General features: G+C 63.5%; 19 protein-coding genes. 10 read left to right on the top strand and 9 right to left on the bottom strand.

Annotated elements, in window-relative coordinates; genetic code table 11:
- Positions 1–32: 32 nt before the first annotated feature.
- The 5 genes from greA to EBN1_RS13565 all read right to left on the bottom strand — a co-directional run bounded on the left by greA (position 33) and on the right by EBN1_RS13565 (position 6375).
- Complete coding sequence (gene greA, locus EBN1_RS13585) at positions 33–509, bottom strand: transcription elongation factor GreA (protein ID WP_041646376.1); 477 nt, start codon at positions 507–509, stop codon at positions 33–35.
- Entirely contained in the window at positions 506–3733 is a 3228-nt protein-coding gene (gene carB / locus EBN1_RS13580; protein ID WP_011238533.1) for a carbamoyl-phosphate synthase large subunit, read from the bottom strand. The genes greA and carB overlap by 4 nt, the downstream gene beginning before the upstream one ends.
- A gap of 54 nt (positions 3734–3787) precedes the next feature.
- On the bottom strand, positions 3788–4933 hold the full coding sequence (carA, locus tag EBN1_RS13575) for a glutamine-hydrolyzing carbamoyl-phosphate synthase small subunit (protein ID WP_011238532.1): 1146 nt from the start codon (positions 4931–4933) through the stop codon (positions 3788–3790).
- Positions 4934–5099: 166 nt separating this feature from the next.
- Complete coding sequence (gene dapB / locus EBN1_RS13570; protein ID WP_041646374.1) at positions 5100–5906, bottom strand: 4-hydroxy-tetrahydrodipicolinate reductase; 807 nt, start codon at positions 5904–5906, stop codon at positions 5100–5102.
- Positions 5907–5976: 70 nt separating this feature from the next.
- Positions 5977–6375 carry an outer membrane protein assembly factor BamE gene (locus EBN1_RS13565; protein WP_041647321.1) on the bottom strand — a complete coding sequence of 133 codons (399 nt, stop codon included), beginning with the start codon at positions 6373–6375 and terminating at the stop codon, positions 5977–5979.
- A 137-nt stretch (positions 6376–6512) separates the two neighbouring features.
- On the opposite strand from EBN1_RS13565, the gene fur reads away from it, so the two are divergent.
- The gene (fur, locus tag EBN1_RS13560; RefSeq protein WP_011238530.1) at positions 6513–6956 is read left to right on the top strand and encodes a ferric iron uptake transcriptional regulator; all 444 of its coding nucleotides are present in this window, start codon (positions 6513–6515) and stop codon (positions 6954–6956) included.
- Between the two features lie 54 nt (positions 6957–7010).
- Here fur and recN read toward each other — a convergent pair whose 3' ends face one another.
- Positions 7011–8681 carry a DNA repair protein RecN gene (gene recN / locus EBN1_RS13555; protein WP_011238529.1) on the bottom strand — a complete coding sequence of 557 codons (1671 nt, stop codon included), beginning with the start codon at positions 8679–8681 and terminating at the stop codon, positions 7011–7013.
- Between the two features lie 32 nt (positions 8682–8713).
- Positions 8714–9598 carry an NAD kinase gene (locus tag EBN1_RS13550; RefSeq protein WP_041647319.1) on the bottom strand — a complete coding sequence of 295 codons (885 nt, stop codon included), beginning with the start codon at positions 9596–9598 and terminating at the stop codon, positions 8714–8716.
- A gap of 91 nt (positions 9599–9689) precedes the next feature.
- On the opposite strand from EBN1_RS13550, the gene hrcA reads away from it, so the two are divergent.
- The 3 genes from hrcA to EBN1_RS13535 are packed head-to-tail and all read left to right on the top strand — an operon-like array spanning position 9690 to position 12239.
- Positions 9690–10715, top strand: coding sequence for a heat-inducible transcriptional repressor HrcA (hrcA, locus tag EBN1_RS13545; protein WP_011238527.1), 1026 nt, complete (start codon positions 9690–9692; stop codon positions 10713–10715).
- Positions 10716–10744: 29 nt separating this feature from the next.
- Positions 10745–11842 (top strand): ferrochelatase, encoded by a 1098-nt coding sequence (gene hemH, locus EBN1_RS13540; RefSeq protein WP_011238526.1) that lies wholly within the window; start codon positions 10745–10747, stop codon positions 11840–11842.
- A 1-nt stretch (position 11843) separates the two neighbouring features.
- Entirely contained in the window at positions 11844–12239 is a 396-nt protein-coding gene (locus EBN1_RS13535; RefSeq protein WP_011238525.1) for a phage holin family protein, read from the top strand.
- 33 nt (positions 12240–12272) lie between these two features.
- Here EBN1_RS13535 and EBN1_RS13530 read toward each other — a convergent pair whose 3' ends face one another.
- Positions 12273–13634, bottom strand: coding sequence for a protein kinase domain-containing protein (locus EBN1_RS13530; protein ID WP_011238524.1), 1362 nt, complete (start codon positions 13632–13634; stop codon positions 12273–12275).
- A gap of 178 nt (positions 13635–13812) precedes the next feature.
- On the opposite strand from EBN1_RS13530, the gene grpE reads away from it, so the two are divergent.
- From grpE to dnaJ, 3 genes are all read left to right on the top strand, one after another.
- Entirely contained in the window at positions 13813–14391 is a 579-nt protein-coding gene (gene grpE / locus EBN1_RS13525) for a nucleotide exchange factor GrpE (RefSeq protein WP_011238523.1), read from the top strand.
- A gap of 136 nt (positions 14392–14527) precedes the next feature.
- Positions 14528–16465: a molecular chaperone DnaK gene (gene dnaK / locus EBN1_RS13520; protein ID WP_011238522.1), complete on the top strand. Its 1938-nt coding sequence runs from the start codon at positions 14528–14530 to the stop codon at positions 16463–16465.
- A 117-nt stretch (positions 16466–16582) separates the two neighbouring features.
- Positions 16583–17713, top strand: a complete 1131-nt coding sequence (gene dnaJ, locus EBN1_RS13515; protein ID WP_011238520.1) for a molecular chaperone DnaJ — start codon at positions 16583–16585, stop codon at positions 17711–17713.
- 71 nt (positions 17714–17784) lie between these two features.
- Here dnaJ and cysS read toward each other — a convergent pair whose 3' ends face one another.
- Positions 17785–19170: a cysteine--tRNA ligase gene (gene cysS, locus EBN1_RS13510; RefSeq protein ID WP_011238519.1), complete on the bottom strand. Its 1386-nt coding sequence runs from the start codon at positions 19168–19170 to the stop codon at positions 17785–17787.
- Between the two features lie 364 nt (positions 19171–19534).
- Here cysS and EBN1_RS13505 point away from each other — a divergent pair, with 364 nt between their 5' ends.
- Genes EBN1_RS13505 through EBN1_RS13495 form a run of 3 tightly spaced genes read left to right on the top strand, consistent with a single transcriptional unit; the run spans position 19535 to position 21399 of the window.
- Positions 19535–20116, top strand: coding sequence for a peptidylprolyl isomerase (locus EBN1_RS13505; protein ID WP_011238517.1), 582 nt, complete (start codon positions 19535–19537; stop codon positions 20114–20116).
- A 19-nt stretch (positions 20117–20135) separates the two neighbouring features.
- Positions 20136–20630 (top strand): peptidylprolyl isomerase, encoded by a 495-nt coding sequence (locus EBN1_RS13500; RefSeq protein WP_011238516.1) that lies wholly within the window; start codon positions 20136–20138, stop codon positions 20628–20630.
- 31 nt (positions 20631–20661) lie between these two features.
- Positions 20662–21399 (top strand): UDP-2,3-diacylglucosamine diphosphatase, encoded by a 738-nt coding sequence (locus EBN1_RS13495; protein WP_011238515.1) that lies wholly within the window; start codon positions 20662–20664, stop codon positions 21397–21399.
- The last annotated feature ends 16 nt before the right edge of the window (positions 21400–21415 follow it).

Below are 21415 nucleotides of genomic sequence, written 5' to 3'. Positions count from 1 at the left end.
ACGAGGCTCCCGGTGCGAAACGGGCTCTCCGTTCACACGTAGCGGACGTCGATGATCTCGTACTCCCTCACCCCGCCCGGGGCGTGGACTTCGGCGATGTCCCCTGCAAACTTGCCGATCAAGGCACGCGCGATGGGCGAGCTGATCGAAATCTTGTTTTCCTTCAGGTCCGCCTCGTCATCGCCAACGATCTGGTACATCACCGTCTGTCCGGTATCCATATCCTCCAGCTCGACGGTAGCGCCGAACACGCATCGCCCGTCGGCGTCGAGCAATTTCGGATCGATGATCTGCGCACTCGAAATCTTGCCTTCGATCTCCTTGATCCTGCCCTCGACGAATCCCTGGCGCTCCTTGGCGGCGTCGTACTCGGCGTTTTCCGACAGATCGCCATGGGAACGCGCTTCTGCGATCGCGGCGATCACGCTGGGGCGCTCGACGGTTTTCAGCCGATGCAGTTCATTGCGAAGTTTTTCCGCACCCGCGACGGTAAGAGGAGTCTTGATCATGATTTTTGGGTCAGTTCGGCATGCAGGGACTGCAATCCGTACACCTGCAGCTCCTCGAGATGGCGCATCCCCATGCATGCGGCGCGTGCCCCTTCGATGGTGGTGAATACCGTGAGTTTCGCCGCGAGAGCGCTGGTGCGGATCGAGCGCGAATCGATGATCGCCTGGCGCTTTTCCTCCACCGTGTTGATCACGAGGCTGATTTCATTGTTCTTGATCATGTCCACAATATGCGGACGGCCTTCGTTGACCTTGTTGACCAGCGTGACGGGTAGCCCGGCGGCCTCGATCGCCGAGCCCGTGCCGCGGGTGGCGGCCAGTCCGAAGCCGAGCTCATGAAGCTCGCGCGCCACTTCGACCGCGACGCCACGGTCGGTCGGCTTGACGCTGATGAAGGCCGTGCCGGACTGCGGCAGGCGTACGCCGGCAGCGAGCTGCGATTTGACGAAAGCTTCGGCGAAGCTGCGTCCCACGCCCATCACTTCGCCGGTGGACTTCATTTCCGGCCCCAGAATCGTATCCACGCCCGGGAACTTGACGAACGGGAAGACGGCTTCCTTGACCGCGTAGTAAGGCGGCACGATCTCGGTCGTCACGCCCTGGCTGGCCAGGCTTTGTCCGGCCATGCAGCGCGCGGCAATCTTCGCCAGTTGCAGGCCGCACGCCTTCGACACGAACGGCACCGTGCGCGACGCACGCGGATTGACTTCGAGCACGTAGACGGTCGCCTCGTCGCCGTCGCCCTGGATCGCGAACTGCACGTTCATCAGGCCGCACACGTTCAGCGCCCGCGCCATCGCTTCGGTCTGGCGACGTAGCTCGTCCTGGAGCTTTGCCGAGAGCGTGTAAGGCGGCAGCGAGCACGCCGAGTCGCCCGAATGGACGCCGGCCTGCTCGATGTGCTCCATGATGCCGCCGATGATGACCTGCCTGCCGTCGGACAGCGCATCGACATCGACTTCAGTGGCGTCGTTGAGGAAGCGGTCGAGCAGCACCGGCGATTCATTCGAGACTTTCACCGCCTCGCGCATGTATCGCTCGAGATCCTTCTGCTCGTGCACGATCTCCATCGCGCGCCCGCCCAGCACGTAGCTCGGACGCACGACCAGCGGATAGCCGATCTCCGCCGCGAGCCGCACCGCGGCTTCCGGCGTCCGGGCAGTGCGGTTGGGCGGCTGCTTGAGGCCGAGATCGTTCAGCAGCTTCTGGAAGCGCTCGCGGTCCTCGGCAGCGTCGATCATGTCCGGGCTGGTGCCGATGATCGGCACGCCGTTGTCTTCGAGCGCCTGCGCCCTCTTGAGTGGCGTCTGGCCGCCGAACTGGACGATGACGCCGACCGGCTTCTCGACATGCACGATTTCGAGGATGTCTTCGAGCGTGATCGGCTCGAAATACAGGCGATCGGACGTATCGTAGTCGGTCGACACTGTTTCCGGATTGCAGTTGACCATGATCGTCTCATAGCCGTCCTCACGCAGCGCGAGTGCGGCATGGACGCAGCAGTAGTCGAACTCGATCCCCTGCCCAATGCGGTTCGGTCCGCCGCCGAGCACCATGATCTTCTTCTTGTCGGTCGGGCGTGCCTCGCACTCGTCCTCGTACGAGGAGTACATGTAGGCGGTCGAGGTCGCGAACTCGGCGGCGCAGGTATCGACGCGCTTGAACACCGGCCGCACGCCGTTCGCGTGGCGGTGCAGGCGCACCGCGGTCTCGTCGACTCCGAGCAGCTTCGCGAGGCGCCGGTCGGAAAAACCCTTGCGCTTCAGCTCGCGCAGCTCGGCAGCCAGGAGCGCCTTCAGCGAGCGGCCCGTGAGCGCCTTCTCGGTCAGCACGATGTCTTCGATCTGCGCGAGGAACCACGGATCGATCTTCGTCAGGTTGAACAGCTGCTCCTGCGTGTAACCTTCGCGAAACGCCTGGCCGACGTACCAGATGCGCTGCGCGCCCGGGTTCGCGAGTTCATGCTCGAGGTCCTCGCGATCCGCTTCGACCTCGTCGAGACCGTAGGCGCCGACCTCGAGGCCGCGCAGCGCTTTCTGGAACGATTCCTGGAACGTGCGGCCCATCGCCATGACTTCGCCGACCGACTTCATCTGGGTGGTCAGGCGGTCGTTGGCCATCGGGAACTTCTCGAATGCGAAGCGCGGGATTTTCGTGACGACGTAGTCGATCGACGGCTCGAACGAAGCCGGCGTGGCACCGCCGGTGATGTCGTTCTTGAGCTCGTCGAGCGTGTAGCCGACGGCAAGCTTCGCCGCCACCTTCGCGATCGGGAAACCGGTCGCTTTCGAGGCCAGCGCCGACGAACGCGACACGCGCGGATTCATCTCGATGACGATCATGCGACCGTCCTTCGGGTTGATCGCGAACTGCACGTTCGAGCCGCCCGTATCGACGCCGATTTCGCGCAGCACCGCGATCGAGGCGTTACGCAGGATCTGGTATTCCTTGTCGGTCAGCGTCTGCGAGGGCGCGACGGTGATCGAGTCGCCGGTATGCACGCCCATCGGGTCGAGGTTCTCGATCGAGCACACGATGATGCAGTTGTCCGCACGGTCGCGGACGACTTCCATCTCGTATTCCTTCCAGCCGATCAGCGATTCCTCGATCAGCAGCTCGCTCGTCGGGCTCGCCTCGAGACCGCGCTTGCAGATCTCGTCGAACTCTTCCATGTTGTAGGCGATGCCGCCGCCGGTCCCGCCGAGCGTGAAGCTCGGTCGGATGATCACCGGAAAGCCGATGCCACCTTGCACCTGCAGCGCCTCTTCCATGCTGTGCGCGATCGCCGAGCGGGCCGAACCGAGCCCGATCTTCGTCATCGCGTCCTTGAACTTCAGGCGGTCCTCGGCCTTGTCGATGGCGTCGCGCGACGCACCGATCAGTTCGACGCCGTATTTCTCGAGGACGCCGTTGCGGGCGAGGTCGAGGGCACAGTTCAGCGCCGTCTGCCCGCCCATCGTCGGCAGCAGCGCGTCCGGCCGTTCCTTCTCGATGATGCTCTCGACCACCTGCCAGGTGATCGGCTCGATGTACGTGACGTCAGCCGTTTCCGGGTCGGTCATGATCGTCGCCGGATTCGAATTGACGAGGATGACCTTGTAGCCTTCCTCGCGCAGCGCCTTGCACGCCTGCGCCCCGGAATAGTCGAACTCGCACGCCTGGCCGATGATGATCGGACCGGCGCCGATGATGAGTATGCTTTGAATGTCTGTACGCTTAGGCATTGCCTAACCTCGGTCTTGCGTTGATGAGCGGCAACTCGGGCTGCCGCTGGCGAATTACTTGGCGCGCGTCTCGAGCATCCTGATGAAACGGTCGAACAGGTATGACACGTCGTGCGGCCCCGGACTCGCTTCGGGATGTCCCTGAAAGCAGAACGCCGGCACGTCGTTCCAGGCGAGCCCCTGCAGGCTGCCGTCGAACAGCGACACATGCGTCGTGCGCACATTCCCCGGGAGCGTATCGGGATCGACCGCGAAGCCGTGGTTCTGGCTGGTGATCAGGACCTGCCCGGATTCGAGATCCTTGACCGGATGGTTCGCGCCATGGTGGCCGAACTTCATCTTGACCGTCCTGGCGCCGGCCGCGAGCGCCATCAGCTGCTGGCCCAGGCAGATGCCGAAGGTCGGGATGCCGCGCTCGAGGAAACTGCGCACTGCCGCGATCGCATAATCGCAGGCGCCCGGATCCCCCGGACCGTTCGACAGAAAAACGCCATCGGCATCGAGCGCGAAGACTTCCGCAGCCGGCGTCTGCGCAGGGACAACGGTGAGCCTGCAGCCCCGGCTCGCGAGCATCCGCAGAATGTTGCGCTTGACGCCGTAATCGTACGCGACGACGTGGTAGCGCCCGTCTCCCCGCTCGCCGTAGCCGCTGCCGAGCGCCCACTCGCCCTCGGTCCATTGATACGGACTTTCGACACAGACGACCTTGGCCAGGTCCATGCCCGCAAGACCGGGGAACGCACGAGCCGCGGCGATCGCCGCATCGGGATTCAAGGTGGCACCGTCGGCCGCAGTGACGATGCAGCCGCCTTGCGCGCCTTTTTCGCGCAGCACACGCGTCAGCTTGCGGGTGTCGATCCCCGCAATCGCGACGATGTTCTCGGCCTTGAGATAGGCATCGAGAGTCTGGTCCATGCGGAAGTTCGACGGCAGTATCGGCAGGTCGCGGATCACCAGACCTGCGGCATGAACACGCCCTGCTTCGACGTCTTCCCGATTGATGCCGGTGTTGCCGATATGCGGATAAGTCAGCGTTACGATCTGGCGGCAGTAGCTCGGGTCGGTGAGGATTTCCTGATAACCGGACATCGAGGTGTTGAACACCACCTCACCGACCGTGCTGCCGGCCGCACCGACTCCCTTGCCAAAAAATACCGTCCCGTCGGCAAGCGCTAGTAGGGCGGGCGGGGAAGCAGTCACGACAAACTCCTGAGTTCAGCCGAAAAGACACGGGAAAAGCTATCGAGCCACCCCGAATGTGAAAAAAACGGGACGAGCCGACCGGCCAATCCCGCTTTCAAGAAGCCGCTGATTATAGCGTTTGGCGCCTGTCGAGGCAATCGCACCCGTCGTCGCCGCGCCCGGATCAGCGCAGGCCGAGCACGTCCTGCATGTCGAACAGGCCACTCGAACGCCCGGCAAGGAAACGCGCCGCGCGCAGCGAACCGGAAGCATACGGCATGCGGCTGCCGGACCTGTGAGTGATCTCGATACGCTCGCCGATACCGGCGAACAGAACCGTGTGATCCCCGACCACGTCGCCGCCGCGGATCGTGGAAAAGCCGATCGTCTCGGCCTTGCGTTCCCCGGTCACCCCTTCCCGCCCGTAGATCGCGCACGTTTCCAGATCGCGCCCCAGTTCGCATGCGACCACTTCGCCCATGCGCAGGGCGGTACCCGACGGGGCATCGACCTTGAAGCGGTGATGCGCCTCGATCACTTCGACGTCGTAGCCGTCGTCGAGAATGCGGGCCGCCACTTCGAGCAGCTTGAACACCGCGTTCACGCCCACCGCCATGTTCGGCGCGAACACGATCGGAATGGCTTGTGCCGCAGCGGCAATCGCCTCCTTCTCGGCCGTCGAGAAGCCGGTCGTGCCGATGACCATCGCCTTGCCGAGTTCGCGCGCGAGGGCAAGGTGCGCGAGGGTGCCTTCGGGACGCGTGAAATCGATGACGCAGTCGGCCGCTGCGATCGCGGCGCGCGGATCGTCTGTGATCAGAATCCCGGTCGCGCTTCCGGACAGTTCGCCGGCGTCGCGACCGATGAAGGTCGTGCCGGGACGGTCGAAGGCCGAAGCGAGCACCGCTCCCTCCTCCTTCAGCGTGGCTTCGATCAGCATCCGGCCCATCCGGCCGGATGCACCCGCTATGGCAATGCGCAATGGCAACATCAATGAATTCCTTTTGCTCGACATGATCGGGAGCCTCGCGCGATGCGCGATCGCTTCCAGGCCACCCGGCTCAATCCTCGGCGGCCGGCGCGATCTCGACGACGCGGCTGCGCTCGGCCTGCGGCGCCGCCGTCGCGGCCTGCGCATCGCCCGGTTCGATGTCCCCTTCGACGCGATCGAGCCGGTCACTGACGAAAAAAACGCTCAGCGTGCGCTGCTGCGGTTCGCCTCTGCCGGGCTGGAAGCGGTAGACGTAATCCCAGCGATCGGAATGGAACACGTCGACGATGAGCGGCGTGCCGAGCGCAAACCGCACCTGCTCGCGCGTCATGCCCTTTTTCAGCCTGGCCACCATTTCCTGATCGACGTAGTTGCCCTGCCGCACGTCGATACGGTAGGGATTGATCTGATCGGTGAGCGAGCTGATGGAACAACCGGCCGACAGGCCGAAGGCGGCGACGGCCGCCATGAGAGTCACGAAGCGCATGGATGGAGTTCTTGGTCGGTGGCGCCAGACGGCGTATCGTTCAGGCAAAGGCGAAAAAATATATCATATGCGGGCACGAGCCATGACTTATTGGCTCCGGGCCACCCAGCGGGGCGACCATGTCAGAAAATTCGGAAAACCTGAAAAACATCGGCCTCAAAGCCACTTATCCGCGCCTGAAGATCCTCGATCTGTTCCAGACATCCGATCTGCGCCACCTGACTGCCGAGGACGTCTACCGTCTCCTGATTGCCGAGGGAATGGATATCGGACTGGCGACTGTTTACCGCGTATTGACCCAGTTCGAGCAGGCGGGCCTGCTCGAACGGCACTATTTCGAGTCGGGCAAGGCGGTGTTCGAACTCAAGAAAGGCGGCCATCACGATCACCTCGTGTGCGTGCAGTGCGGCAAGGTGGAAGAGTTTTTCGACGCGGAAATCGAGCGGCGGCAAAACAGGATCGCTGAAGAGCGCGGTTTCATCGTCCGCGAACACGCGCTTTATCTTTATGCGGACTGCCTGAGAAAGGACTGTCCCAACCGCAAACTGGAAGAGGAAGACTGACCAGGAACATCACTCCCGGGGTCGTTTCTTCGGCCGCGGCAGACGGCCCTGCGATCAGCGTCCGGACGACTCCGTACCGAGCATTTCCGCCGCGTGACGGCGGGTCGTCTCGGTGATGTTCACGCCGCCGAGCATGCGGGCGATCTCCTCGACCCGCGCTTCCCTGTTCAGGACGCAAACCGTGCTCAGGACTTCCGACCCGCGTCGCGCCTTGGCGATGCTCCATTGCCAGTCGGCGCACGCCGCCACTTGCGGCAGATGCGTCACGCACAGCACCTGACGCTCCTGCCCCAGCCGGCGCAGCAACTGGCCGACGATCTCCGCGACCCGCCCGCCGATCCCGACATCGACCTCGTCGAATATCAGTGTCGGCGTCGCCGAGTCGCGGCTGGCGATGACCTGGACTGCGAGTCCGATGCGCGACAGCTCCCCCCCCGACGCAACTTTCGCGAGCGGGCGCAACGACTGGTTCGGGTTCGCGGCGACGCGGAATTCGACCGATTCCAGGCCATAGGCCATCGGCGAGACACAGGTTTCGAGCGCCACTTCGAACTTTCCGCCGGCCATCGCCAGCGTCTGCATCGCGTCGGTGATGCCGCGCGACAAAGCTTCGGCTGCCGGCACCCGTGCTGCGGAAAGCCGCCGTGCGGCTGCCTCGTATTCGCCGTGGAGGCGCTTTTCCTCTTCGCCAAGACGGACCGGATCCGCGCGCGAAACTAGGTCGTCGAGCTTTCGCGCCCAATCAGCGCGAAGATCCGGCAACTCGTCCGGCGCCACGCGGTGCTTGCGCGCCAGCGCCATGACGTCCTCGATGCGCCGCTCGATCTCGGCCAGGCGTTGAGGATCGAGGTCGAGCCGCTCGCGGTAGCGCCGCAGCGCGTGCAGCGCCTCGTCGGCCTGGATCGCTGCGCCGGCGACCAGTTCCCGGACATCGGCAAGATCGGAATCGATCTCGGCCATCCCCTCGACCCGGACGCTGACGTGGCGCAGCTGCGAAGCGAGCGCCAGATCGCCTTCGCCGAGGGTGCCGAGCACTTCGTCCGCTCCCTCGATCAGACCCGCCGCATGGGCAAGACGGGCATGTTCGACATTGATGCGGTCCCACTCCTCGGTGCTGAACCCGAGCTCGTCGAGTTCGCGTATTTGCCAGGCAAGGAGTTCACGCTCACGCTCGGACGCCGCCGAATCCTGGTCCGCAGCACGACGCAGTTCGATGAGGCGCTGCCAGGCGTGGAAGCGAGCGCTGACGTCGGCGGCGAGCGCCGCGGCCCCTGCGTGCATGTCGAGCAGCGCCCGCTGCGCGTCGGGCTTGAGCAACGCGTGATGGGCGTGTTGGCCATGAATGTCGGCAAGCCAGTCGCCCGCTTCGCGCAACTGCCCCTGCGTGACCGGCACGCCGTTGAGCCACGCCCGCGAGCGCCCGCCGGCCTCGACCACCCGTCTCAGGATCACCACTCCATCATCCGCCGTCAGGTCCTGCCCCGCCAGCCACTCGCCGAGCGGGCTCGACGGCGGCAGGTCGAACTCGGCTGCGATATCCGCCTTGCCGCATCCCGCGCGCACTGCGCCGGCGTCGGCACGTCCGCCCAGGGCCAGGCCGAGCGCATCGAGCAGGATCGACTTGCCCGCCCCGGTTTCCCCGGTCAGCGCGCCGAACCCCGCTTCGAACTCGAGCTCGAGGCGGTCGACGATCACGAAATCCCGAATGGCCAGGCGACGGAGCATGAGCGGGGCAGGGTCGGAAAACGATTGGTTAGTCAGGGACGACGCGGCGTCGCGCTCCAGTGGAGCTTCTCACGCAGCATGGCGAAATAGCTGTAGCCCTGCGGATGCAGCAGGCGGACGACATCGGGCGAACGGGTGACTCGCAGCCGGTCGCCGGCGCGGGCGTCGAAGCGGGCCTGGCCATCGAAATGTATCCGGGCATCATGCTGGGGCAACAGCACGATCTCGATATGGGAAGTATCCGGCAACGTGACCGGACGCGCGGTGAGTGCGTGAGGGCACAAGGGCACAAGGGCGATCCCCCCGACGTTCGGATGGAGGATCGGCCCGTTGGCCGACAATGCGTATGCCGTCGAACCCGTCGGGGTCGCCAGAATCATCCCGTCCGAGCGTTGCGTATAGACAAATTCCCCGTCGATCGACAGATCGAACTCGATCATCCGCCCCAGGTCGCCCTTGTTGATCACGACATCGTTGAGCGCGAGCGTCTGGAATACGCGGTGGCCCGCCCGCAGCACTTCGGCATCGAGCATCGCGCGCGACTCCTCGGTATAGCGTCCCTCGAGAATCTCGCCGAGTTTCGGCAACGCTTCGTCGCGCGAGATATCGGTGAGGAAACCGAGCCTGCCCTGGTTGATTCCGACCAGCGGCACGCCGTGCTGGGAAAGCCGGCGCGCCGTATTGAGCATCGTGCCGTCGCCCCCGAGCACGACGGCGAGATCCGCCTGCGCGCCGATCTCCTCGTAGCTCGCAACGGCAAACTGGCCGGCCATGCCAATGGAACTTGCGGTCCCCTGTTCGATCCACACGTCAAGTCCGCGCACTCGCAGGAATTCGGCGATGCGCAGCACCGCCTCCGCCACCTCGGGGCTCTGGTACTTGCCGATCAGTGCAACGACGCGGAAGTTCTTGCTCATGCGCGGATTAAACCACATCGCTTAATGCCTTGGCAGACGACAGCGTTCGCCCACAGGCTGTTAGAATCACCGCAATAGTGCGTAACGGATAATGAAGCTGCTAGACCCCCGCTCACAGATACTGCTGAAGACCCTGATCGAACGATACATCGTCGAAGGTCAGCCGGTCGGCTCGCGTGCACTTTCACGCTATTCCGGCCTCGAGCTGTCGCCGGCGACGGTGCGCAACGTGATGAGCGACCTAGAGGAGAAAGGCTTCATCACCAGCCCGCACACTTCGGCCGGGCGCATCCCGACCGCCTTGGGCTACCGTTTCTTCGTCGATTCGCTGCTGACCGTGCAGCCGCTCGAACAGGCGCGCGTGCGCGAACTCAAGGGCCAGTTGCAGCCCGATCAGCCGCAGCGCCTGATGAATTCCGCATCGCACCTGCTGTCCGAACTCACGCAGTTCGCCGGCGTGGTCGTTTCCCCGCGCCGCGATACCGTGAAGATCCGGCAGATCGAGTTCATCAGCCTGGCCGAAAACCGCATCCTGCTGATCATCGTGACCACTGCCGGGGACGTGCAGAACCGCATCCTGATCACGCGCCGCGCCTACTCCTCAGCCGAGCTCGCCGAGGCGGCCAGCTACCTCACCGAGCACTTCGTCGGCCTCGGATTCGACGACATCCGTGCCCGCATCCGCGACGAACTCAAGCAGTTGCGCAGCGACATGAGCGAACTCATGACGGCCGCCGTCGAGGCCGGCAACGCGGCCGCCGAAGACAGCGCGAGCTATGTGCTGTCGGGTGAAACCAACTTGCTCGACGTCGAGGACCTGTCGTCGAACATGGCGCGCCTGCGCGAACTGTTCAAGCTGTTCGAGCAGAAGACCGGCCTGATGCAGCTGCTCGACCTCTCGAATCGCGCGCACGGCGTGCAGATCTTCATTGGTGACGAATCCGGGCTCTCGCAACTCGACGGCTGCAGCGTCGTGACCGCAGGCTACGAAGTCAACGGCAAAGTGGTTGGTTCGGTCGGCGTCATCGGCCCGACGCGCATGGCCTACGACCGAGTCATCCCGATCGTCGACATCACGGCCCGCCTCCTGTCGAACGCGCTCTCGAGCCCTGGCTGAACGCCTCGGCCCGCTCCCAAAGGACTTGCATGGCCCGTTACTGGCCCGAACCCGCCCACACCCACGGCACTCCCGAGCGCACCGGTATCCTGCTTGTCAATCTCGGCACTCCCGCGGCGCCGACTGCCGCAGCGGTTCGCCCTTATCTCAAGGAATTCCTCTCCGACCCGCGCGTCGTCGAGATCCCGCGCGCGATCTGGTGGCCGATTCTGAACGGAGTCATTCTCAACCTGCGGCCGAAGAAATCGGCCGAGAAATATGCGGCCATCTGGAGCGACGCCGGTTCCCCGCTCAAAGTCCACACCGAACGACAGGCAAAACTCCTTGCCGGGTATCTGGGCCACGCGGGGGTGACCAGCGTCGTCGTCGACTGGGCGATGCGCTATGGGGCGCCCTCGATATCCGACATACTCGGCCGCATGAAAGCCGAGGGCTGCAGCCGAATCCTCGTCGTGCCGCTGTATCCGCAGTATGCGGCGAGCACCACCGCGAGCGTCATCGACGAGGTCGCGGGCTGCCTGACCCGTTGGCGCAACCTGCCCGAGATCCGCTATGTACGGAACTTTCACGATCACCCCGGCTACGTCGGAGCGCTCGCCAGGAGCGTACGCGACCACTGGGCAAAACACGGCGAGCCGGATCAGCTCGTGATGAGCTTTCACGGCATACCGAAGCGCTCGCTCGATCTGGGCGATCCTTACCACTGCGAGTGCCATGTCACCGCCCGCCTGCTCGCCGCGAAGCTCGACCTGCCGCCCGAGCGCTGGCAGCTCACTTTCCAGTCCCGCTTCGGCAAGGCGGAATGGCTGAAACCCTATACTCAGCCGACTCTCGAAGCACTCGGCCGCAAAGGAACCGGCCGCGTCGACGTGATCTGCCCGGGGTTCGCTTCGGACTGCCTCGAAACCCTCGAGGAAATCGCCCTCGAATGCAGGACGGCGTTCCTCGGCGCCGGCGGCAAGGCTTTTCATTACATTCCCTGCCTCAACGAGCGACATGACTGGATTGCCGCATTGACCGACATCGTCCGCAGCCGGATCGGCGACTGGCTCGAAGCTCCCGTGCCGGCGGCGGAACTCCTCGCGGCGACAGCCCAACGGGCACGTACCGCAGGAGCGGAGCGCTGAAATGGATCCTCGTTTCAGACTCGCGCTGCAGTGGCTGCTCAATGCGGTCGCGCTGATGCTGCTCCCGCAAGTCATCACCGATTTGCGCGTCGACAGCTATGCCGCAGCGCTCGTCACTGTGCTGCTGCTCGCGCTGATCAATACGCTGATCCGGCCCATCCTGATCTTCATCACGCTGCCGATCACACTGCTGACACTCGGGCTGTTCACGCTCGTGATCAATGCATTGCTGTTCTGGGCCGTCGCCAGCCTCGTCAGTGGTGTATACGTCCCGGACTTCTGGACCGCCTTCTGGGCCGCACTGCTCTACAGCCTGCTCGCCTGGCTCGCAAGCGTCGCATTGAGCGGGCGTGACGGCAGACAGGTCCGCATCGTAACCACGCGGCGCCGGAACTGATCATGGCCTCCCGGGCCCTGCGATTTTCCCGACTCAGTCGTCGAGGATCTGCAGGTCGAGCCCCCCGCTGGCGGTCAGATCGCCGATAACGGCCGGCTCGCAATGCCTGGCGAGTTGCCGCGCGGCACCTGCGAACCGCCGCGCGACCGTCGTCGCCAGCAGCCGGCGGAAAAGTTCCCGCACCTCTTCCGTCGCCAGCGCCAACGCCGCCGGGTTGATCTCGATGTAACTCGTTGGCGCCACTGCGACCGCGCTCACCGGATGTCGGTGGTCGATCGTATCGAGCCACGCCAGCTCGCCGAAGACCTCGCCCGGGCCGAGCCGCTGCACCCTGCGCCCTTCGACCGACAACTCCACCTCGCCGGCCACCACGACGCCGAAGCGCTGGTCGGCGTCGCGCTCGCGAATCAGCGTCGTCCGTGCCGCCACGCTGCGCCAGGTCGAAGTGCGCAACACTTCCCACAATTCCACGTCGTCGAATTCGGTGAAGAACGCGAGCTTGCGCAGGGTCGCGAACCGCGTCGTATCCTGGGGCACGTCCTCGTCGACGATCTTGTAGCGCACCGCTGACAGATCCTTCGCAAACTCGGCGCCGTTGCGGTAGCGCGAGTAAAGATCCTTCTCCAGCGCCTTGCGCAGGACCGTGTTCATCAGCTCCGGCATATCCGGGTTCAGCTGCGAAACCAGCGGCGGATCCGCATTGATGATCCTGTAGATCAGCTGCGCCGGATTCGCCGCACGAAACGGCAAGCGGCCGGTCAGTAAATGGAACAGCACGACGCCGAGCGAATACAGATCGGTTTTCTGGTTCAGCGGGTAGCCCTTGATCTGCTCGGGGCTCATATAGGCGGGCGAACCGACGCCCATGATGAAAGTCGAGTCGGTCTCGACCTTCTTGTTGATGTTCAGCGCCAGGCCGAAATCGGTAATCTTTACGTTGTCGTTCTCGTCGACCAGGATGTTGGCCGGCTTGATGTCCCGGTGGACAACCCCCTGCCGATAGGCGTGGTCGAGTGCCATGCAGCACTTGAAGACGATGCCGATCGTGCGATGAATCGGCAGCAGCCGCTCGAAGCTGCAGTACCGTTCGAGCGACTCGCCGGGGAAATACTCCATCACCACGTAAGCCTGGTCCGGCTCGGTGACGACTTCATGGATGCGGACGATGTTCGGATGGTCGAGGCGGCTGACGACCGCCTGTTCGGCCTTCAGCAGCTTGAGCAGGCGACGGTTCCACTTCGCCTCGTCCCTCGCCTTGTCCTGGAAGCGGACGAGCTTGACGGCCAGCGGTTCGGGATCATCGGGCGATTCCACCTTATAGACGATGGCAGTCGCACCGCGCCCCACCTCCTCGATGACCCGGTATTTTCCGATGCTGTGCGAAATCTCGCTCATCCTCGTTCCATGCCTTCCCGCCCGCAGTAAGCACTGCCTCGCGACATTCACGCGAAGGGGCCGAATCGTGACACACCCGCCGACAAACCGGCAACTTTCGAAAAGTCGCTTGCCCCCTTGAAAAATGGAATCATGCCCCCAATTGGGCACGGTCGAAGAACAAAGGAAGATTTCACCCATGCAGGAAAACAAGCAGCCTTCCGAAATCCAGGGCGAACTGCCCCAGCCTCCAGATGGTGAATCAGTGCCGCCGCAACCGACGAACGAACAGGCACCTCCCGATACGGACACGATGCCGCGCATCGAAGAAACCCTGCGTCAACTTGAGCTGAAAGCCGCCGAACACCACGACGCATGGCTGCGAGCCCGGGCAGAAACCGAGAACGTCCGCCGTCGGGCGCAGGAAGACATCGCCAAGGCGTCGAAGTTTGCAGCCGAGAAATTCGCCGCCGCCATGCTACCGGTCAAGGACAGCCTCGAAGCCGCGCTCACGATCGAGAAACAGACTCTGGAGAGTCTGCGGGAAGGCGTTGAACTGACGCTCAAGCAACTGAACGCTGCCTTCCAGAACGGAGGCCTCACCGAAGAAGACCCGGCCGGACAAAAGTTCGATCCGAACAAGCACCAGGCGATCAGCGCGATCGAAGCCGAAGGCGAGCCGAATACAGTCCTCAACGTGCTGCAGAAAGGCTACCTGCTGCACGGGCGCGTGATCCGCCCTGCAATGGTGATGGTTTCGAAAGCCAAGGGCACATAAGCCTCGCCGCGGATGCTTGAAATCCGGCGCGGCGCCCCGATCTACTAAACAACGAAAATCCGGTGAGGCGTGGTTACGGCAGTGACGCCAGGCGTCCTCCGCCTCACCCTTCACCCCTCACTTGAAAGGAACGGCAATGGGAAAAATCATCGGTATCGACCTGGGCACGACGAATAGCTGCGTCGCCGTGATGGAAGGCGGCAAGCCCAAGGTCATCGAAAACTCCGAAGGCGCACGTACCACCCCGTCCGTCGTCGCGTACGCGGAAGACGGCGAGATCCTGACCGGCGCGCCGGCCAAGCGCCAGGCGGTCACGAACGCGAAGAACACGCTGTTCGCCGTCAAGCGCCTGATCGGCCGCCGCTTCGAAGAGAAGGAAGTACAGAAGGACATCGACCTGATGCCCTATACGATCTGCAAGGCCGACAACAGCGACGCGTGGGTCGAAGTGCGCGGCAAGAAAATCGCCCCGCCGCAGGTCTCCGCCGAAGTGCTGCGCAAGATGAAGAAGACTGCCGAGGACTACCTCGGCGAGGAAGTCACCGAAGCCGTCATCACGGTGCCGGCCTACTTCAACGACAGCCAGCGCCAGGCGACCAAGGACGCCGGCCGCATCGCAGGGCTCGAGGTCAAGCGCATCATCAACGAGCCGACCGCCGCAGCGCTCGCGTTCGGCATGGACAAGAAGCCGGGCGACTCGAAGATCGCGGTTTATGACCTCGGCGGCGGCACCTTCGATATCTCCATCATCGAAATCGCCGACATCGACGGCGAACACCAGTTCGAAGTGCTCGCGACGAACGGCGACACTTTCCTCGGCGGCGAGGACTTCGACCAGCGCCTGATCGACTACATCGTCACCGAGTTCAAGAAGGAACAGGGCGTCGACCTGAAGAAGGACGTGCTCGCGCTGCAGCGCCTGAAGGAAGCGGCCGAGAAGGCGAAGATCGAATTGTCGTCGGGCCAGCAGACCGAAGTGAACCTGCCCTACATCACCGCCGATGCGTCGGGTCCGAAGCACCTCGCAGTGAAGATCACGCGCGCCAAATTCGAATCGCTCGTCGAAGATCTGGTGCAGCGCACAATCGAACCGTGCCGCGTCGCATTGAAGGATGCCGGCCTGAAGATCAACGACATCGACGACGTGATCCTGGTCGGCGGCCAGAGCCGGATGCCGAAGGTGCAGGAGAAGGTCAAGGAGTTCTTCGGCAAGGAAGCGCGCCGCGACGTGAACCCGGACGAAGCCGTTGCCGTCGGCGCAGCGATCCAGGGCGGCGTGCTGCAGGGCGAAGTCAAGGACGTGCTGCTGCTCGACGTGACCCCGCTGTCGCTCGGCATCGAGACGCTCGGCGGCGTGATGACGAAGCTGATCCAGAAGAACACCACCGTGCCGACGAAGGCGAGCCAGGTGTTCTCGACGGCCGACGACAACCAGAGCGCGGTGACGATCCACGTGCTGCAGGGCGAACGTGAAATGGCCTCCGGCAACAAGAGCCTCGGCCAGTTCAACCTGTCCGACATCCCGCCCGCTCCGCGCGGCATGCCGCAGATCGAGGTCACGTTCGACATCGACGCGAACGGCATCCTGCACGTCTCGGCGAAGGACAAGGCGACCGGCAAGGAGAACAAGATCAAGATCCAGGCGAACTCGGGCCTGTCCGAGGACGAGATCCAGCGCATGGTGCAGGACGCCGCGGCGCACGCCGAGGAAGACAAGAAGGCCCACGAGCTGGTCGATATCCGCAACCAGTGCGACGCGCTGGTGCATTCGGTGAAGAAATCGCTGACCGAATACGGCGACAAGATCAGCGCCGACGAGAAGGAAAAGATCGAACAGGCGATGAAGGACGCGGAAGAGGCGCTGAAGGGCAACGACAAGGACACGATCGAAGCCCGGATGCAGGCTTTGGCGACGGCCAGCCAGAAGCTCGGCGAGCAGATGTATGCGCAGTCGCAGGGCGCTGAAGGCGGCGCCACGGACGAGGCAGCCGGCGGCGGCTCCACGGGCGGCTCGAAAGCTGCCGATGCCGATGTCGTCGACGCCGAGTTCACCGAAGTCAAAGACAAGAAGTAATCGCTCGCCGGAAGGCGGGATGTCGGCCGAGCCCCTGCCGGTGCGCCTCGCACTGGCCGGCTCGGCCTTTTGCATGATCGGGAGACCCTCCCGGTCTCACAGCCTGAGCGAACCAAGATGGCAAAAAGGGATTACTACGAGGTGCTGGGTGTCAACCGCGACGCCTCGGACAACGAGATCAAGAAGGCCTACCGCAAGCTGGCCATGAAGCATCACCCGGACCGCAATCCGGACAACAAGGACTCCGAGGACCACTTCAAGGAAGCGAAAAACGCGTACGAGATCCTGTCCGATGCGCAAAAGCGCGCTGCGTACGACCGCTACGGACATGCCGGGGTCGATCCCTCTGCGGGTGCCGGGCCTGGCGGGCAGGGTTTCGATGGGTTCGCGGATGCGTTCTCCGACATCTTCGGCGATATTTTCGGCGGTGCGGGCGGGGCCGGACGCGGGCGCTCGAACGTGTATCGCGGCGCTGATCTTCGCTACAACCTCGAAATCTCCCTCGAAGAAGCGGCCCGCGGCGCCGACAAGACGATCCGCATCCCGACCGTCGAGGAATGCGAAACCTGTCATGGCAGCGGCGCGAAACCCGGCACGCAGCCGAAGCCCTGCCCCACCTGCGGTGGCGCCGGCCAGGTGCGCATCCAGCAAGGCTTCTTCTCGATCCAGCAGACCTGCCCGAAATGCCACGGCACCGGGCGAATCATTCCCGATCCGTGCCGCGACTGCGGCGGCGCCGGCCGGGTAAAGCGGCAGAAGACGCTGGAAGTGAAGATCCCGGCGGGAATCGACGAAGGAATGCGCCTGCGACACGCCGGTCACGGCGAACCGGGTGTCAATGGCGGGCCACCGGGAGACCTGTATGTCGAGATCCATATCCGCGCCCACCCGGTATTCCAGCGCGACCACGACGACCTGCATTGCGAGATGCCGATCAGCATCACGACCGCGGCGCTCGGCGGCGAGATCGAAATCCCGACGCTCGAAGGCATGGCCCGACTGAAAATTCCCGCCGAGACGCAGAGCGGCAAGGTGTTCCGGCTGCGTGGAAAGGGAATCCGCAACGTCCGCTCGCAGGCCCACGGCGACCTGATGTGCCATGTAGTCGTCGAAACCCCGGTCAATCTCACGGAACGTCAGAAAGAGCTATTGCGCGAATTCGAGGAGGTTTCCAGCTCGGACGCCGACCGCCACAACCCCAAAGCCAAATCCTGGATGGACAAGGTCAAGGACTTTTTCGGTGCCTGAGGCCCAGGCTCGCCAAGGCCATCCTTGCGTGCCTGGAGGCTTGCGTTCGCGAGTCTCCGGACGCAGCGCGTTCAGGCGCGGCGCCAGACGGTGCCGTGCGGCGTATCCTCGAGGACGATTCCCGACGCGAGCAGTTGCGCACGGATCCGGTCGGCCTCGGCGTAGTCCTTCGACTTCTTCGCCAGCGCGCGGCGCTCGATCATCGACTCGATCGCGACGCCTTCCCCCTTGTCCGGTTCGCCGGCCATCCTGCCCTGAAGGAAGCTCGCCGGCTCGCGCGCAAGCAGTCCGAGCACGCCTCCCAGCCCCTTCAACTGGGCCGCGGTCGCGGCGGATCCGCTGCGGTTGGCTTCGTTCGCGAGCTCGAAAAGCACTGCCACCGCTTCCGCCGTGTTGAAATCGTCGTCCATCGCGGCGCGGAATCGCATCGCGTGCGGTTCATCCCAATCGACTTGCGCATCGGACGGCTGGACGTTGCGCAACGCTGTGTAAAGGCGTGTCAGCGCCTGGCGCGCATCTTCGAGGTGCGCGTCGGAATAATTCAGCGGACTGCGGTAGTGCGCGCGCAGGATGAAAAAACGGACGACTTCAGGGTCGAAACGCTCGAGGACGTCGCGGATCGTGAAGAAGTTGCCGAGCGATTTCGACATTTTTTCGTCGTCGACACGGACGAATCCGTTGTGCATCCAGTAATTCACGAACGTATGCCCGTGCGCGCCCTCGGATTGCGCGATCTCGTTCTCGTGATGAGGAAACTGCAGGTCCTGGCCGCCGCCGTGGATGTCGAACTGTTCGCCCAGCAGGTCCGAACTCATCGCCGAGCACTCGATGTGCCAGCCCGGGCGCCCCGCTCCCCACGGCGACGCCCACTTGACTTCATCGGGTTCGTCGGTCCGGGCATGCTTCCATAACACGAAGTCGAGCGGATCCTGCTTGTCGCCGGCGACTTCGACGCGCTCGCCGGCGCGCAGTTCGTCGAGAGACTTGCCGGAAAACCGACCATAGCTGTCGAATTTTCGGACCGAGTAGCACACGTCACGATTCCCGGCGACATAGGCGAGACCCTTGTCCCGCAAGCGGCCGATGAGCGACTGCATCTGCATCACATACTCCGTCGCACGCGGCTCGTGGTCGGGCCGAAGCACGCCGAGGGCGTCCGCATCCTCGTGCATTGCGGCAATGAACCGGTCCGTCAGGGTGCGGATCGATTCGCCTTTCTCGCCCGCCCGCCTGATGATCTTGTCGTCGATGTCAGTGATGTTCCGCACGTACGTCAGTTCGAAACCGCTTGCCCGCAACCAGCGCGCCACCATGTCGAACACCACCATCACGCGCGCATGCCCGAGGTGGCAATAGTCGTAGACCGTCATCCCGCAGACGTACATCCGCACCTTGCCCGGGGCGATCGGAACGAAGGCTTCCTTTCTTCGTGTCAGCGTATTGTGAATGTGCAGCATGTTTCTTCCGCCTGGTCGGGTTCTGGGCAGCCGATTCGCAGGATCGCAAACAGAATCGGCAAGCGCCACCGATACAACAAAAAGGGCGGCACCCGTCGGTCCGCCCCAGCCGTTTCGCCTCCATCACTCGATTGCGATGCGGCGCAGTTTTCTTTGATAGAATATCGCGTCGATCCGCGCGGATTTCACGGAAAGTGGCGGTGATTCTAGCACAACGACGACATGTTCCGATCCGGGGCCGGTTCGAATCCCTTCGTTGCTGGATTCAGCCGTGCGGCGTTCAGCACCCGACGCAGGGCTCGACGATCACCGCGAAGGCATCGCCGGATAAACTCTCCCCTCCCTCACTCCTGGAAACCCGACAATGAAGCGCCTGCTCGCCTCTCTCTTTCTGTTCGGTTGGCTCGTTTCCGCCGGCGCAGCCAACCCGGTTGTCGAGATGCGGACCAGCGAAGGTCCGGTAATGGTCGAGCTTTTCGCCGACAAGGCACCTAAATCGGTCGCGAACTTCATTGAGTACGTGAAGAGCGGCCACTTCAACGGCACCATTTTCCATCGCGTCATCGATGGATTCATGGTTCAGGGCGGCGGCTTCGACGCGGCGATGCGACAGAAACCTACCCGTGCCCCGATCGAGAACGAAGCGAAAAACGGCCTGCGCAACGAAGCCGGCACGCTCGCGATGGCTCGCACGGCCGATCCTCATTCGGCCAGCGCACAGTTCTTCGTCAACCTCGTCGACAACCGCTTTCTCGACTACCCGTCCCGCGACGGCTGGGGGTATGCCGTTTTCGGCAAGGTCACCGAGGGGTTCGACGTCGTGCAGAAAATCGGCCGGCTTCCGACCCACACCGTGAATGGCATGCAGAACGTTCCCGAGCAGCCGGTCATGATCGAATCGATCCGCATCGTGGATGCGGTGCCGGCAAAATCCACCCAGCAGTAAGCCCGACCAGGAGCTTTCCATGGCAGTCAAGCTTCATACCAACCACGGTACGATCACCCTCGAACTGGATTCCGAGAAAGCTCCGGAAACGGTCGAGAATTTTCTCGCCTACGTTACAGCCGGGCATTACGACAACACGATCTTTCATCGCGTGATCAAGGGTTTCATGATCCAGGGTGGAGGTTTCGAACCCGGCATGGTGCAGAAACCCACTCGCGAGCCGATCAAGAACGAAGCCGACAACGGCCTGAAGAACGTCACCGGCACGGTCGCGATGGCCCGCACGCAGGCCCCGCACTCCGCTACGGCACAGTTTTTCATCAACGTGACCGATAACGACTTCCTCGATTTCCGTTCGGCGGACACCCAGGGCTGGGGCTACTGCGTGTTCGGCCGGGTTACCGAAGGCATGGATGTCGTGAATGCGATCCGCTCGGTCAAGACCGGCTCCAGCGGTTTTCATCAGGATGTGCCGGTCGAGGACGTCGTGATCGAGCGTGCCGAAATCGTCTGACTCGCTGCATAACTTGCCGGCACAGGCCTCGATGTCGGCCCTGTTCATTTCCGACCTCCACCTGTGCGAGCAACGGCCCGTCACGCTCCGGGCTTTTTTCGCGTTCCTTCAGGGCCCGGCGCGCAGCGTCCAGGCTCTCTACATCCTCGGCGACCTTTTCGAATACTGGGCCGGGGATGACGACGCGACGCCACTGGACAACGCAGTAAGCGACGCGCTGGCGGCGCTCGCCGAGACGGGAACAAGTCTCTTCTTCCTGCCGGGCAACCGCGATTTTCTGCTTGGCGAATCATTCGCCCGCAGAGCCCGCCTGCGAATCCTTCCCGATCCGACGCTGATCGATTTCGACAACGAAGGGGTACTGTTGAGTCACGGCGATATCCTGTGCACCGACGACGAGCATTACCAGTCGTTTCGCCGCCTGGTTCGCGATCCTGCCTGGCAACTAGCCTTTCTGGAACGGCCACTCGCACAGCGCAAACAGGTCATCGAGGGCCTGCGATTCCAGAGCGAAACCGCGAAGCAGGAAAAGGCCAGCGACATCATGGACGTCAATGCATTCGCCGTCGAAACGCTGCTGCGCGAGCACGGTTATCCGACGCTCATCCACGGCCATACGCATCGTCCGGCGCATCACGTGCATGTCGTCGACGGCCGCTCATGCGAACGATGGGTGCTCGCCGACTGGCACGACGACGCGCCCTATCTGCGCTGGGACGGGGCTGGGCCCCCGGTGGCGCTCCGCTTCGGAGCGAAGCTCGGCACCTGACTGCGCCTGCGTCAGT

The sequence above is a fragment of the Aromatoleum aromaticum EbN1 genome, from assembly GCF_000025965.1.
In the GTDB taxonomy this organism is placed as follows: domain Bacteria; phylum Pseudomonadota; class Gammaproteobacteria; order Burkholderiales; family Rhodocyclaceae; genus Aromatoleum; species Aromatoleum aromaticum.
Note: the sequence above shows the minus strand (reverse complement) of the source record. Positions and strands in the feature narration are given on the sequence as shown.

Bases quoted from the DNA above. Each gene is read 5' to 3' on its own strand.
- greA (WP_041646376.1), bottom strand. From the start codon at position 509: ATGATCAAGACTCCTCTTACCGTCGCGGGTGCGGAAAAACTTCGCAAT.
- carB (WP_011238533.1), bottom strand. From the start codon at position 3,733: ATGCCTAAGCGTACAGACATTCAAAGCATACTCATCATCGGCGCCGGT.
- dapB (WP_041646374.1), bottom strand. From the start codon at position 5,906: ATGTTGCCATTGCGCATTGCCATAGCGGGTGCATCCGGCCGGATGGGC.
- EBN1_RS13565 (WP_041647321.1), bottom strand. From the start codon at position 6,375: ATGGCGGCCGTCGCCGCCTTCGGCCTGTCGGCCGGTTGTTCCATCAGC.
- fur (WP_011238530.1), top strand. From the start codon at position 6,513: ATGTCAGAAAATTCGGAAAACCTGAAAAACATCGGCCTCAAAGCCACT.
- recN (WP_011238529.1), bottom strand. From the start codon at position 8,681: ATGCTCCGTCGCCTGGCCATTCGGGATTTCGTGATCGTCGACCGCCTC.
- EBN1_RS13550 (WP_041647319.1), bottom strand. From the start codon at position 9,598: ATGAGCAAGAACTTCCGCGTCGTTGCACTGATCGGCAAGTACCAGAGC.
- hrcA (WP_011238527.1), top strand. From the start codon at position 9,690: ATGAAGCTGCTAGACCCCCGCTCACAGATACTGCTGAAGACCCTGATC.
- hemH (WP_011238526.1), top strand. From the start codon at position 10,745: ATGGCCCGTTACTGGCCCGAACCCGCCCACACCCACGGCACTCCCGAG.
- EBN1_RS13535 (WP_011238525.1), top strand. From the start codon at position 11,844: ATGGATCCTCGTTTCAGACTCGCGCTGCAGTGGCTGCTCAATGCGGTC.
- EBN1_RS13530 (WP_011238524.1), bottom strand. From the start codon at position 13,634: ATGAGCGAGATTTCGCACAGCATCGGAAAATACCGGGTCATCGAGGAG.
- grpE (WP_011238523.1), top strand. From the start codon at position 13,813: ATGCAGGAAAACAAGCAGCCTTCCGAAATCCAGGGCGAACTGCCCCAG.
- dnaK (WP_011238522.1), top strand. From the start codon at position 14,528: ATGGGAAAAATCATCGGTATCGACCTGGGCACGACGAATAGCTGCGTC.
- dnaJ (WP_011238520.1), top strand. From the start codon at position 16,583: ATGGCAAAAAGGGATTACTACGAGGTGCTGGGTGTCAACCGCGACGCC.
- cysS (WP_011238519.1), bottom strand. From the start codon at position 19,170: ATGCTGCACATTCACAATACGCTGACACGAAGAAAGGAAGCCTTCGTT.
- EBN1_RS13505 (WP_011238517.1), top strand. From the start codon at position 19,535: ATGAAGCGCCTGCTCGCCTCTCTCTTTCTGTTCGGTTGGCTCGTTTCC.
- EBN1_RS13500 (WP_011238516.1), top strand. From the start codon at position 20,136: ATGGCAGTCAAGCTTCATACCAACCACGGTACGATCACCCTCGAACTG.
- EBN1_RS13495 (WP_011238515.1), top strand. From the start codon at position 20,662: ATGTCGGCCCTGTTCATTTCCGACCTCCACCTGTGCGAGCAACGGCCC.